The 11,967-nt window shown below is 70.4% G+C and carries 11 protein-coding genes; 6 read left to right on the top strand and 5 right to left on the bottom strand.

Annotated features, from left to right (window positions below; genetic code table 11):
- Positions 1 to 65 precede the first annotated feature (65 nt).
- The 5 genes from BMW78_RS00970 to BMW78_RS00950 are packed head-to-tail and all read right to left on the bottom strand — an operon-like array spanning position 66 to position 4,866.
- Positions 66 to 1,169, bottom strand: coding sequence for an LOG family protein (locus tag BMW78_RS00970; protein WP_091755548.1), 1,104 nt, complete (start codon positions 1,167 to 1,169; stop codon positions 66 to 68).
- Between the two features lie 10 nt (positions 1,170 to 1,179).
- The gene (locus BMW78_RS00965) at positions 1,180 to 1,569 is read right to left on the bottom strand and encodes a PPOX class F420-dependent oxidoreductase (RefSeq protein ID WP_091755546.1); all 390 of its coding nucleotides are present in this window, start codon (positions 1,567 to 1,569) and stop codon (positions 1,180 to 1,182) included.
- 17 nt (positions 1,570 to 1,586) lie between these two features.
- Positions 1,587 to 2,948, bottom strand: coding sequence for an NAD(P)/FAD-dependent oxidoreductase (locus BMW78_RS00960; RefSeq protein WP_091755544.1), 1,362 nt, complete (start codon positions 2,946 to 2,948; stop codon positions 1,587 to 1,589).
- Positions 2,949 to 2,953: 5 nt separating this feature from the next.
- Complete coding sequence (locus tag BMW78_RS00955; RefSeq protein ID WP_091755542.1) at positions 2,954 to 4,393, bottom strand: aspartate aminotransferase family protein; 1,440 nt, start codon at positions 4,391 to 4,393, stop codon at positions 2,954 to 2,956.
- Entirely contained in the window at positions 4,390 to 4,866 is a 477-nt protein-coding gene (locus BMW78_RS00950; protein WP_245735592.1) for an Lrp/AsnC family transcriptional regulator, read from the bottom strand. Before BMW78_RS00950 ends, BMW78_RS00955 begins: the two co-directional genes overlap by 4 nt.
- A gap of 226 nt (positions 4,867 to 5,092) precedes the next feature.
- Between BMW78_RS00950 and BMW78_RS00945 the strand changes: the two genes are divergently transcribed.
- The 6 genes from BMW78_RS00945 to BMW78_RS00920 all read left to right on the top strand — a co-directional run bounded on the left by BMW78_RS00945 (position 5,093) and on the right by BMW78_RS00920 (position 11,963).
- Positions 5,093 to 6,541 carry a gamma-aminobutyraldehyde dehydrogenase gene (locus BMW78_RS00945; RefSeq protein ID WP_091755540.1) on the top strand — a complete coding sequence of 483 codons (1,449 nt, stop codon included), beginning with the start codon at positions 5,093 to 5,095 and terminating at the stop codon, positions 6,539 to 6,541.
- Positions 6,542 to 6,634: 93 nt separating this feature from the next.
- Positions 6,635 to 7,852 carry a polyamine ABC transporter substrate-binding protein gene (locus tag BMW78_RS00940; protein WP_091755538.1) on the top strand — a complete coding sequence of 406 codons (1,218 nt, stop codon included), beginning with the start codon at positions 6,635 to 6,637 and terminating at the stop codon, positions 7,850 to 7,852.
- On the top strand, positions 7,852 to 8,964 hold the full coding sequence (locus BMW78_RS00935; protein WP_091756463.1) for an ABC transporter ATP-binding protein: 1,113 nt from the start codon (positions 7,852 to 7,854) through the stop codon (positions 8,962 to 8,964). Before BMW78_RS00940 ends, BMW78_RS00935 begins: the two co-directional genes overlap by 1 nt.
- A gap of 1 nt (position 8,965) precedes the next feature.
- On the top strand, positions 8,966 to 9,892 hold the full coding sequence (locus BMW78_RS00930; RefSeq protein WP_177180225.1) for an ABC transporter permease: 927 nt from the start codon (positions 8,966 to 8,968) through the stop codon (positions 9,890 to 9,892).
- Position 9,893: 1 nt separating this feature from the next.
- A complete protein-coding gene (locus BMW78_RS00925) occupies positions 9,894 to 10,685 on the top strand; it encodes an ABC transporter permease (protein WP_091755536.1) in 792 nt (263 codons plus the stop codon).
- 6 nt (positions 10,686 to 10,691) lie between these two features.
- Positions 10,692 to 11,963, top strand: coding sequence for a saccharopine dehydrogenase family protein (locus BMW78_RS00920; RefSeq protein WP_091755534.1), 1,272 nt, complete (start codon positions 10,692 to 10,694; stop codon positions 11,961 to 11,963).
- The last annotated feature ends 4 nt before the right edge of the window (positions 11,964 to 11,967 follow it).

Raw genomic sequence — 11,967 nt, 5'->3', positions numbered from 1 at the left:
AGGTTCGAGCCCCGGGCAGGTTCGAGCCCCGGGCGCGTTCGACCCGCCGCGGGTGCGGGCTCGCGTCAGGTGCGCAGCAGGGCAGCAACCTCGCCGACGTCGTCGACGAGGTGCAGCGCGCCGGCCATGCCGTGCCCGTGGGCGAGCGCCTGCAGGGCCGGCCACACCGGCAGGACCTCCGTCCAGTGGCGGGCGCCCACCAGCACCATGGGCGGCAGGTCGCTGCCCTCGGCGGCGTAGTAGAGCCGGGTGGCCGCCTGGAAGACCTCCTGCACGGTGCCGGCGGCGCCCTCGAGCACCACCAGGCCCGCGGTGCAGCGGGCCAGCAGGCCGTCCTCGCGGATGGCGTTGGAGAAGTACTTGGCGATCCCGTCGCAGAAGACGTTCGGGGGCTCGTGGCCGTAGAACCAGGTGGGGATGCCGACGCTGCTGACCCGGCGGGGCCGGCCGGCTCCCATGACCTCGTCGTGGAGGACGAGGGCCAGCCTTGCCCACGGTGCGATGTCGGGCCGGAACGAGGGCACGGCGGCGAGCCGCTGCAGCGCGTCCTCGAGCTGGGCCGGCTCGGCGCAGAAGGCACCGAGGTTGGCAGCCTCCATCGCACCGGGACCGCCGCCGGTGGCGACGACCAGGCCCTGGGAGGCGAGGGTGTGCCCGAGCCGGGCGGCCGCGGCATACCCCTGGGTGCCCCGCGCGAGCGCGTGGCCGCCCATGACCCCCACGACCGGCCGGGTGCCGACGAACTCGGTGAGCGCGTCGCTCATGGAGTCGTCGTGGATGGCGCGCAGCAGCGTGACGAAGGCGTCGTGGCGCAGCTGCGCGTCGCGCGACCAGTGGTAGGCCAGCGCGTCGGGGGTGGCGTCGTAGCCGTCCCCGGCCAGCCCCGCGTAGAGCTCGTTCGGCTGGTACAACGTGGCCCGGTAGGGGTTCACCGGGGCATGCGGGTCCGTGGGGAAGATCAGGGCGTGGTGGGCCCGCAGGTGCGACTCGAGCTCGGGGGAGAGCCGGCCACCGAGCACCACCAGGCCCTCGACGTCGGTGCGCGCCAGGAGCTCCGGCTCGTGACGGGTCAGGTCGAGGTCCTGCAGGCGCAGCCCGCAGAGCGGCAACCCCAGGGCGAGGGTCCGCTCGAGGTCGTGGAGCGTCTCGATCTCCCGGTCGGCGGTCACAGGTGTGCCGTCACAGGTTGCCGAGCACGCGGTCGACGGCCACGGCGATGACCACCCGCTCGGGGTTGTCCCGCGGCTGGCGGTAGCGGGCGGCATACCGTTGCTCCGCCTCCCGCACCTCGTCGGGTGCGGTGAGCACGCGGGCCTGCCCCTCGAGGGCCAGCCAGTGGCGGCCGTCGACCTGGCAGAGCACGGCGCGGCAGCCGGCGGCGGCGTTGCGCGCCTTGCGGCTCGAGCCGCTGCTGATGACGCGTGCCAGCCGGTGCTCGGGGTCCCAGGTGAAGCCGACGGGCACGACGTGCGGCGTGCCGTCGGGGCGCAGCGTGGTCAGCGTCGCGAGGTGCCGGGTGGTGAGGAAGTCGAGAGCGGCGGGGGAGAGGTCAGCGGGGTCGAGGGCCACGGCGACAGTGTGCGGGCTCAGTGCCCGGTGAGCGCGGTGAGCAGCCGGGCCTGCACGGCGGGGCGCCCGGTGCGGGCCTCCTCGCGGTCGGCCGCCTCGGCGATACGGAGCCCGGCGTTGACGCCCAGCCACCGCAGCGGCTCCGGCTCCCAGGCACGCGACCGGTGCCCGACCCAGGGGAGCGAGGTCAGGGCGGTGTCCCGCCCGAGCACGAGGTCGGCAAGGGTGCGGCCCGCGAGGTTGCTGGCTGCGACGCCGTCGCCGACGTAGCCGCCGGCCCAGCCGAGGCGGGTCTCGGGGTCGAGTCCCACGCTCGGGTGCCAGTCGCGGGCGATGCCGAGCGGGCCACCCCAGGCGTGGGTGAACGTCACGCCCTCGAGCTGGGGGAGCATCTGCTGCAGGGTCGCCCGCAGGTCGGCGAACACGCGCTGGTGCTCGTCGAAGGCCGGCCGGATCTGCGAGCCCCAGTGGTAGGGCGCGCCCCGGCCGCCGAACGCGATGCGGTCGTCGACGGTGCGCTGCCCGTAGATGACCACGTGGCGGTGGTCGGCGAAGACCTCGCGCGACGCCAGCCCGATGTCGCTCCACTGGGCGGCGCTCAGCGGCTCGGTCGCGACCATGAGCGAGTAGACGGGCGCGACGGTGCGACGCCGCCCGGGCATCCGCGCGGTCCACGCCTCGGTGGCCCGGATGACGTGCCGGGCCGTGACCCTGTGGCCGGCCGCAGTGAGCACCGTCCCCGGCGCCACCGAGGCCACCGGTGTGCGTTCGGCGACCCGGCCGCCGCGCCGGCACACCGCCGCGGCGAGGCCGTCGACCAGCCGCCGGGGGTGCACCCGGGCGCAGTGCGGGTTCCAGGTGCCGCCGTGCACCTCCGTGGCGGCGAGGCGCTCGCGCGCCTCCGCGGCGTCGAGCCACTGGGTCCCGTCACCCCACCGCTCGCCTGCCTCGACCTCGGCCTGCGCGCGGGTGGCCTGGGCACGGCTGCGGGCGAGCACGACGGTGCCGCCCTGGGCGAAACCACAGTCGATGCCCTCGTCGCGGGCGGCGTCACCGACCTCGACGACGGTGTCCTGCAGCGCTCGCACCATGGCCCGGGCCTGCTCGGCACCGTGGGTGCGGGCGATGGTCTCCGGCCCGACCGGCCACAGCGCGGAGACCCAGCCGCCGTTGCGGCCGCTGGCGCCGAAGCCGACGTGCTCGGCCTCGAGCACGAGCACGTCGAGCGACGGGTCCTGGCGCAGCAGGTAGTAGGCGGTCCACAGCCCGGTGAAGCCACCGCCGACGATGACGACGTCGGCGGTGGTGTCACCGGTCAGCGCCGAGTCGGGGTCGGCGCTGGCCCGGGCACCCTCCCACCAGAGGGGGCGCGGCTGCATACCCGTCAGAGGTGCTTCTCGGCGTCCTTGAGCACCGAGCGCAGCCGCGACTCGATGTCGTCGAACTCCGGCTGGCCGATGATGAGCGGCGGCGCGAGCTGGATGACCGGGTCGCCGCGGTCGTCGGCACGGCAGTAGAGGCCCGCGTCGAAGAGCGCCTTGGAGAGGTAGCCGCGGAGCAGGCGCTCGCACTCGTCGTCGTTGAAGGTCTCGCGAGTGTTCTTGTCCTTGACGAGCTCGATGCCGTAGAAGTACCCGGCGCCGCGCACGTCGCCCACGATGGGCAGGTCGAGCAGCCGCTCGAGGGTGTCGCGGAACTTCGGCCCGTTGTCCATGACGTGCTGGTTCAGGCCCTCGCGCTCGAAGATGTCGAGGTTGGCCATGGCGACGGCGGCGCTCACCGGGTGGCCACCGAAGGTGTAGCCGTGCGGGAAGTAGGTCGTGCCCTTCTTGAAGGGCTCGAACAGCCGGTCGCTGGCGATCATGGCGCCGATGGGGGAGTAGCCGGAGGTCATGCCCTTGGCGCAGGTGATGATGTCGGGCACGTAGTTGAAGTCGTCGCACGCGAACATCGACCCGATGCGACCGAACGAGCAGATCACCTCGTCGGAGACGAGCAGCACGTCGTACTCGTCGCAGATCTCGCGGACCCGCTCGAAGTACCCGGGCGGCGGCGGGAAGCAGCCACCGGAGTTCTGCACCGGCTCGAGGAACACGGCCGCGACGGTGTCGGGGCCCTCGAACTCGATGGCCTCGGCGATGCGGTCGGCGGCCCAGCGGCCGAACGCCTTCTCGTCGTCGCGCAGGTGCTCGGGCGCGCGGTAGTGGTTGGTGTTGGGGACCTTGAAGGCACCCGGCACCAGGGGCTCGAACATCTCCTTGGCGGCCGGGATGCCGGTGATCGACAGCGCTCCCTGCGGGGTGCCGTGGTAGGCGACGGCCCGGCTGATGACCTTGTGCTTGGTCGGCTTGCCCGTCAGCTTGTAGTACTGCTTCGCGAGCTTCCACGCGGTCTCGACGGCCTCGCCGCCACCGGTGGTGAAGAAGACGCGGTTGAGGTCGCCGGGGGCGCCGGCGGCCAGCCGCTCGGCGAGCTCGATCGCGCGCGGGTGGGCGTAGGACCACAGCGGGAAGAAGGCCAGCTCCTTGGCCTGCTTGGCGGCCGCCTCGGCGAGCTCCTCGCGGCCGTGGCCGACCTGCACGACGAACAGCCCGGAGAGGCCGTCGATGTACTCGTTGCCACGGTCGTCCCAGATCTTGTGGCCCTCGCCGCGGGTGATGATCGGCACCGAGTGGCCCAGGCCGCCCTCCCCGTGGTCCTCGAACACGGAGTGCCGGGTGAAGTGCATCCACAGGTGGTCGCGGGCGGCCTCGCTGTGCAGCGTGCCGCGCGGCGTGTGGGTGTCGCTCGACGGTTCGAAGACGGTGGACGGTTCGGTGGTCATCTCGTACCCCAGTTGTAGTGCTGCTTGTTGAGTTTCAGGTACACGAAGGTCTCGGTGGACTGGACCCCGGGCAGGGTCCGCACGCGCTTGGTGAGGAGCTCGAGGAGCTGGTCGTCGTCCTCGCAGACGACCTCGGCCAGCAGGTCGAAGCTCCCGGCCGTCGTGACGACGTAGTCGACCTCGGGCATCTCGGTCAGCGCGTCCCCCACGGCAGTGAGGTCACCGTCGACGCGGATGCCGATCATGGCCTGCCGGCGGAAGCCCACCTGCAGGGGATCGGTGACCGCGACGATCTGCATGACGCCGCTGTCGAGGAGCCGCTGCACGCGCTGGCGCACCGCGGCCTCCGACAGCCCCACGGACTTGGCGATCGTCGCGTACGACTGCCGTCCGTCCTCCTGGAGGTGCTCGATGATCGCCTTGGAGACGTCGTCGAGGCGCGCCTCGTGGTGGTTGTTGGGGGACCGGGTCACGCCCGCCACTGTGCCGTCTCCGCATCGGCGACGCAAGTACCCAGACGACGGAATCCGTCGTCCTCGTGTTAATTCCATGTTGATTTCTGCGATCTGGTCGCCGGAACCTATTGAAATCGCGGTTCTTCTGGCTACAGTTCCAAACACCGGAATCCGTACCTGCCCGCCACCGAGCCCCAGACCCAGCCCCTGACCGAGCGACCCACCGAGCCACCGGGAGAGCCCCTTGACCGCCACGCCTCGCGTCCTGCGCAACTTCATCAACGGCGAGTACGTCGACGCGGAGACCGACGCCACGACCGACATCGTCAACCCGGCAACGGCGCAGGTCGTCGCCAAGGCCCCGGTGTCGTCGCAGGCTGACGTCGACAAGGCGTATGCCGCCGCTGACGCCGCCTTCGCGGAGTGGGGCCAGGCCACGCCGAGCGAGCGCCAGAAGGCGCTGCTCGGCTTCGCCGACGCGATCGAGCGGCGCGCCGACGAGTTCGTGCGCCTCGAGGCCGAGAACACCGGCAAGCCGCACGCGCTGACCGCCAGCGAGGAGGTCCCGCCGATGGTGGACCAGCTGCGGTTCTTCGCCGGTGCGGCCCGCGTGCTCGAGGGCAAGTCGGCCGGCGAGTACATGAAGGGCCACACCTCGTGGGTCCGCCGGGAGCCGATCGGCGTCGTCGGCCAGGTGACCCCGTGGAACTACCCGATGATGATGGCGGTCTGGAAGATCGGGCCGGCCCTCGCCGCGGGCAACACCATCGTGCTCAAGCCCTCGGACACCACGCCTGAGACGACCCTGCTCATGGCGGAGATCGCCGCCGAGTTCCTCCCGCCGGGCACCTTCAACGTCGTGACCGGTGACCACAGCACCGGCCGCGCCGTGGTCGCCCACAAGACCCCGGCGCTCGTCGCCATCACCGGCTCGGTCCGGGCCGGCATGCAGGTCGCCGAGAGCGCCTCGCACGACGTCAAGCGCGTGCACCTCGAGCTCGGTGGCAAGGCGCCGGTCGTGGTGTTCGACGACGCCGACATCGAGGCGGCCGTCGAGGGCATCGCCGGCGCCGGCTACTTCAACGCCGGCCAGGACTGCACCGCCGCCACCCGGGTGCTCGCGGCCCCGCGCATCCACGATGACTTCGTCTCCGCCCTCGCGGAGTTCGCCCGGACCTCCACCAAGGTCGGCATGCCCGAGGACGAGGACGCCGCCTTCGGCCCGGTCAACAACGCCAACCAGCTCCAGCGGGTGCAGGGCTTCCTCGAGCGGCTTCCCGACCACGCGACCGTCGCAGCCGGCGGCCACCGGGTGGCCTCGCTCGGCGACGGCTTCTTCCTCGAGCCGACCGTGCTCTCGGGCCTGCGGCAGGACGACGAGGCGATCCAGAACGAGATCTTCGGCCCCGTCATCACCGTGCAGCAGTTCACCGACGAGGACGAGGCGGTGCGCTGGGCCAACGGTGTCGACTACGGCCTGGCCTCCAGCGTGTGGACCAGGGACTTCGGCCGGGCCATGCGGATGTCCAAGCGGCTCGACTTCGGCGCGGTCTGGATCAACACCCACATCCCGATCGTGGCCGAGATGCCCCACGGCGGCTTCAAGCGGAGCGGCTACGGCAAGGACCTGTCCATGTACGGCTTCGAGGACTACACCCGCATCAAGCACGTCATGGCCAACATCGAGAGCTGACGCCCCCACCAGGCCAACCCGCCCCCCCTCCACGCGCATCCCTTCCCCCACGCGCACCGACGCCCCTGCCGCCCCTCTCAGGAGAAACGCCCCATGAACGACCAGATCCCTCCCACCCTCAGCGTCTCACTGGCTCGAGGGCTGCTCTCCCGTCGCACGCTCATGATCGGTGCCGCCGGGCTCGGCGTCACGACGCTGGCCGCCTGCGGGTCGAAGGGCCGCAGCCCCTCCGCGTCCGGGGGCACGAGCGCCAGTGCCAAGTCGGCGCAGGACATGTCCGCTTCCGAGAAGCTGGTGAACTGGTCGAACTGGCCGGAGTACATCGACGTCGACGACAAGACCCAGAAGCGCCCGACGCTGGAGGCGTTCACGAAGCAGACCGGGATCAAGGTCAACTACACCGAGGACTACAACGACAACGACGAGTTCTACGCCAAGGTCAGGCCCCTCCTCGCGGCCGGCAACGACACCGGGCGCGACGTGTGGTGCAGCACCGACTGGATGGTCGCCCGCCTGATCCGCCAGGGCTACGTGCAGAAGCTCGATCTGGCCAACATCCCCAACCACGGCAACGTCGAGGACTCCCTCAAGAACGTCGAGTTCGACCCGGGCCGCGTGTACTCCCTCCCGTGGCAGAGCGGCTTCGCGGGAATCGCCTACAACCCCAAGGCGACCGGTGGCAAGAAGGTCGAGACCGTCGACCAGCTGCTGACCGACCCGTCCCTGAAGGGCAAGGTCACGCTGCTGTCGGAGATGCGTGACTCGGTCGGCCTGGTGATGCTCGCCATGGGCAAGGACATCACGAAGTTCACCGACGCCGACTTCAACGCGGCCATCGACGAGATCAAGAAGGCCAAGGACGCCGGCCAGCTGCGCGGCTTCACCGGCAACGAGTACACCAAGCCGCTGGCTGCCGGTGACATCGCCGCGTGCATCGCCTGGACCGGCGACGTGGTGCAGCTGCAGGCCGAGAACCCGTCGCTGGGCTACGTGCTGCCGCAGACCGGGTGCACCCTCTGGTCGGACAACTTCGTGATCCCGGCCATGGCCAAGCACAAGAAGAACGCCGAGACCCTCATCAACTACTACTACGACCCCAAGGTGATGGCGCAGGTCGTCGACTACGTCAACTACATCGCGCCCGTGAAGGGGTCGAAGGAGGTCCTGGTGAAGGAGGACCCGTCAGTGGCGAAGAACCAGCTGATCTTCCCCGACCCGCAGACCCTGTCCCGGGCCCACGTCTTCCGTGGGCTCACCCCGGCGGAGGAGACGAAGTACTCCGCCAAGTGGGCAGAGCTGACCGCGAGCTGATGGCAGAGCAGCTCTCCGGCGACCTGCGCCTCGTCGGGCTCACGAAGTCCTTCGAGCAGTTCACCGCCGTGCAACCGACCGACCTGACCATCTCGCAGGGCTCCTTCTTCGCCCTGCTCGGTCCCTCCGGCTGCGGCAAGACGACCACGCTCCGCATGATCGCGGGCCTCGAGGACCCCAGCGGCGGCCAGATCCTCATCGGTGACAAGGACATCACCTCGACGAAGGCGTACCAGCGCAACGTCAACACGGTGTTCCAGTCCTACGCGCTGTTCCCGCACATGACGGTGCTCGACAACGTCGCGTTCGGTCTCAAGCGCCGTGGGGACAAGGACGCCAAGCGCAAGGCCGAGGAGGCGCTAGAGCTGGTGCAGCTCGCGGAGGTGGGCCGGAAGAAGCCGGTCCAGCTCTCCGGCGGCATGCAGCAGCGCGTCGCGCTGGCCCGCGCCATCGTCAACCGGCCCGACGTGCTGCTGCTCGACGAGCCGCTGGGCGCGCTCGACCTGAAGCTGCGGCGGCAGATGCAGATCGAGCTCAAGCGCATCCAGTCCGAGGTGGGGATCACCTTCGTCCACGTCACCCACGACCAGGAGGAGGCCATGACGATGGCCGACACCATCGCGGTGATGAACGGCGGCCGCATCGAGCAGCTCGGCGACCCGGCGACTCTGTACGAGTCGCCACGGTCGACCTTCGTCGCGAACTTCCTCGGCCAGTCGAACCTCTTGCGGGCCACCGTGACCGGCGAGCCCGGCTCGGACGGCACCGTCGTGGTCCGCAGCCACGACACCGACCTCGAGGTCTCCCGCGCGCACCTGCCCGACGGCATACGCGAGATCTTCCTCGGGATGCGCCCCGAGAAGCTGCGCCTCGGCACCGGCGGTGGCCCGAACCAGCTCAAGGGCACCGTCAGCGACGTGTCGTTCACGGGGGTGGCCACGCAGTACCTCGTGCGGATGCCGTGGGGCCGCGAGCTGACGGTCGTGCAGCAGAACGACGGGTCCGCCCGGGCGGTGGTGGGCGAGAACGTCACCATCTCGTGGGCGGCCGAGCACGGGTTCGCACTCGACGCCCACCAGGACGCCGACGCCGGCGTGGACACGGAGGACTGACGTGGCCAGCGTCACCGGCACTGCGCCGGCTCTGTCGACCGGCGCGTCGGCGCCGCCGGAGCGCCGGCGCAGCAACTGGGTGCCCTACGCCCTGCTGCTCCCGGGCCTGCTGTGGCTGTTCGTGTTCTTCGTCGTGCCGATGATCACCCTCTTCTCGCAGTCGCTCCAGGAGGGCTCGATCGACGAGGGCTACACCTTCACGGGCAACGTCGGCATCTACGCCGAGGCGCTGCAGAGCTACTTCCCGCAGCTGCTGCGCTCCATCGGGTATGCCGCGTCGGCCACGGTGCTCGCCCTCCTGCTGGGCTACCCGCTGGCGTACTTCATGGCGCTGAAGGCGGGACGCTGGAAGAACGTGCTCCTGGTGCTCGTCATCGCCCCGTTCTTCACCAGCTTCCTGATCCGCACCCTGGCGTGGCAGACGATCCTCAGCGACGTGGGCCCGGTCACCTCCTTCGCCCGCAGCATCGGGCTCACCAACCTGCTGCAGGCGGTGGGGCTCACCTCCAACGACAACCTCATGGCGAGCAAGTTCGCCGTCATCTGCGGCCTGACCTACAACTTCCTGCCGTTCATGATCCTGCCGTTGTACGCCTCGCTGGAGCGCCTCGACCCGCGCCTGGTGGAGGCGGCCGGCGACCTCTACGCCTCGCCGGCACAGGGCTTCCGGTTCGTCACCTGGCCGTTGTCGCTGCCCGGTGTCGTGGCGGGGACGCTGCTGACGTTCATCCCGGCGGCCGGTGACTTCATCAACTCGAAGCTGCTGGGCAACACGCAGACGGTGATGATCGGCCAGGTCATCGACGCGCAGTTCCTGCGGGTGCTCAACTATCCGTTGGCGGCCGCGCTGTCGTTCGTCCTGCTCGTGCTGATCCTCGCCCTGGTCATGGCCTACGTCCGCAAGGCCGGCACCGAGGAGCTGGTGTGACATGAGGTGGGTCAAGCGCCACCTGTTGGCCTTCGCGGCCCTGGCCGTGCTGTTCTACATGCTCATCCCGAACGTCGTGGTGGCGATCTTCTCCTTCAACAAGCCCAGGGGTCGCTACAACTACCAGTGGACCGAGTTCTCCACCGAGGCGTGGCAGCACCCCTGTGGCACACCGGGGATCTGTGAGTCCCTCGGGCTGTCGCTGCGGATCGGCATCACCGCCTCGTTCGTCGCGACGGTGCTCGGCACCATGGTGGCCTTCGCCCTCGGCCGCCACCGGTTCCGGGGCCGGGCGGGCACGAACCTGCTCGTCTTCATGCCGATGGCCACCCCCGAGGTCGTCATGGGCTCGAGCCTGCTGACGCTGTTCGTGATGATGGGCGTGCCCTCCGGCAGCGAGGCGATCCTCATCGCCCACATCATGTTCTGCCTCTCGTTCGTCGTGGTGGCGGTGAAGGCGAGGGTGGCCTCGCTCGACCCGCGACTGGAGGAGGCGGCCGCCGACCTCGGGGCCAACGCCGTGCAGACGTTCCTGCGGGTGACCCTGCCGCTCGCGGCGCCCGGCATCGCCGCCGGCGCGCTGCTGGCCTTCTCGCTCAGCTTCGACGACTACATCATCACCAACTTCAACGCCAGCCCGAGCTCGATCACCTTCCCCATGTACGTCTGGGGCGCCTCCACCCGCGGAACACCGGTGCAGATCAACGTGATCGGCACGATCATGTTCCTCATCGCGCTCGTCGTGGTCGTGGGCGGACAGGCCTACTCCAGCCGACGACAGAAAGCAGCCTGATAGCTCGTGCGCATCCTCCTGGTCGGCTCCGGCGGCGTCGGTGACGCCGTCGCCCGCATCGCCGTCGAACGCGACTTCTTCGAGCTGCTCGTCGTCGCCGACTACGACGAGGCCCGCGCCAAGGCCACCGTCGAGGCGGCCACCGCCCGCCGCCCCGGGGAGGGTCGACTGGTGGCGGCACAGGTCGACGCGTCCAGCGCCGAGGCGGTCGAGGCGCTCGTCCGCGAGCACGGGGCCACCCACGTCCTCAACGCCGTCGACCCGCGGTTCGTCATGCCGATCTTCCGCGGGGCGTTCGCGGCCGGCGCCGACTACCTCGACATGGCGATGAGCCTGTCGCAGCGCCACCCCGAGCAGCCCTACGCCGAGACCGGCGTCAAGCTGGGCGACGAGCAGTTCGCGCTCGCCCAGGAGTGGGAGGCGGCCGGCCGGCTCGCGCTGGTGGGCATCGGTGTCGAGCCGGGACTGTCGGACGTGTTCGCGCGCTACGCCTCCGACCACCTGTTCTCGGAGATCGACGAGCTCGGCACCCGCGACGGCGCCAACCTCGCGGTGCACGACGAGCACGGCAACGAGGTGTTCGCGCCGAGCTTCTCGATCTGGACGACCATCGAGGAGTGCCTCAACCCGCCTGTGGTGTGGGAGAAGGACCGTGGCTGGTTCACCACTCCGGCGTTCTCCGAGCCGGAGGTCTTCGAGTTCCCCGAGGGCATCGGCCCGGTGGAGTGCGTCAACGTCGAGCACGAGGAGGTCCTCCTCATGCCGCGCTGGCTCGACGCCAAGCGGGTCACCTTCAAGTACGGCCTCGGTGACGAGTTCATCGGCGTGCTGAAGACGCTCAACACCCTCGGGCTCGACCGCACGGAGAAGGTGCGGGTCGGGGGAGTGGAGGTCTCACCCCGCGACGTCGTCGCCGCGTGCCTGCCCGACCCGGCCACGATCGGTCCGCGCATGACCGGCAAGACCTGCGCCGGCCTCTGGGTCACCGGCACCGGCAAGGACGGGCAGCCGCGCGGCACGTACCTGTACCACGTCGCCGACAACGAGCAGACGATGCGCGACTACGGCGCCCAGTGCGTCGTGTGGCAGACCGCCGTCAACCCGGTCGTCGCCCTCGAGCTGCTCGCGACGGGTGCCTGGTCGGGCAGCGGCGTGCTGGCTCCCGAGGCCTTCGACGCCGTCCCCTTCCTCGACCTGCTGAAGGCTCCCAAGCCGGAGGGCTACGGCTCCCCGTGGGGCATGGAGGACCGCCCGGCGGCCGTCGCGACCGGGGACTAGGGTC

This window comes from Pedococcus cremeus, from assembly GCF_900111375.1.
GTDB lineage: Bacteria > Actinomycetota > Actinomycetes > Actinomycetales > Dermatophilaceae > Pedococcus_A > Pedococcus_A cremeus.
This window is presented reverse-complemented; position numbering and strand designations above follow the sequence as displayed.

Coding starts and splice junctions, on each gene's coding strand:
- BMW78_RS00960 (WP_091755544.1), bottom strand. CDS start 2,948: ATGCAGCCGCGCCCCCTCTGGTGGGAGGGTGCCCGGGCCAGCGCCGAC.
- BMW78_RS00935 (WP_091756463.1), top strand. CDS start 7,852: ATGGCAGAGCAGCTCTCCGGCGACCTGCGCCTCGTCGGGCTCACGAAG.
- BMW78_RS00940 (WP_091755538.1), top strand. CDS start 6,635: ATGAACGACCAGATCCCTCCCACCCTCAGCGTCTCACTGGCTCGAGGG.
- BMW78_RS00955 (WP_091755542.1), bottom strand. CDS start 4,393: ATGACCACCGAACCGTCCACCGTCTTCGAACCGTCGAGCGACACCCAC.
- BMW78_RS00925 (WP_091755536.1), top strand. CDS start 9,894: ATGAGGTGGGTCAAGCGCCACCTGTTGGCCTTCGCGGCCCTGGCCGTG.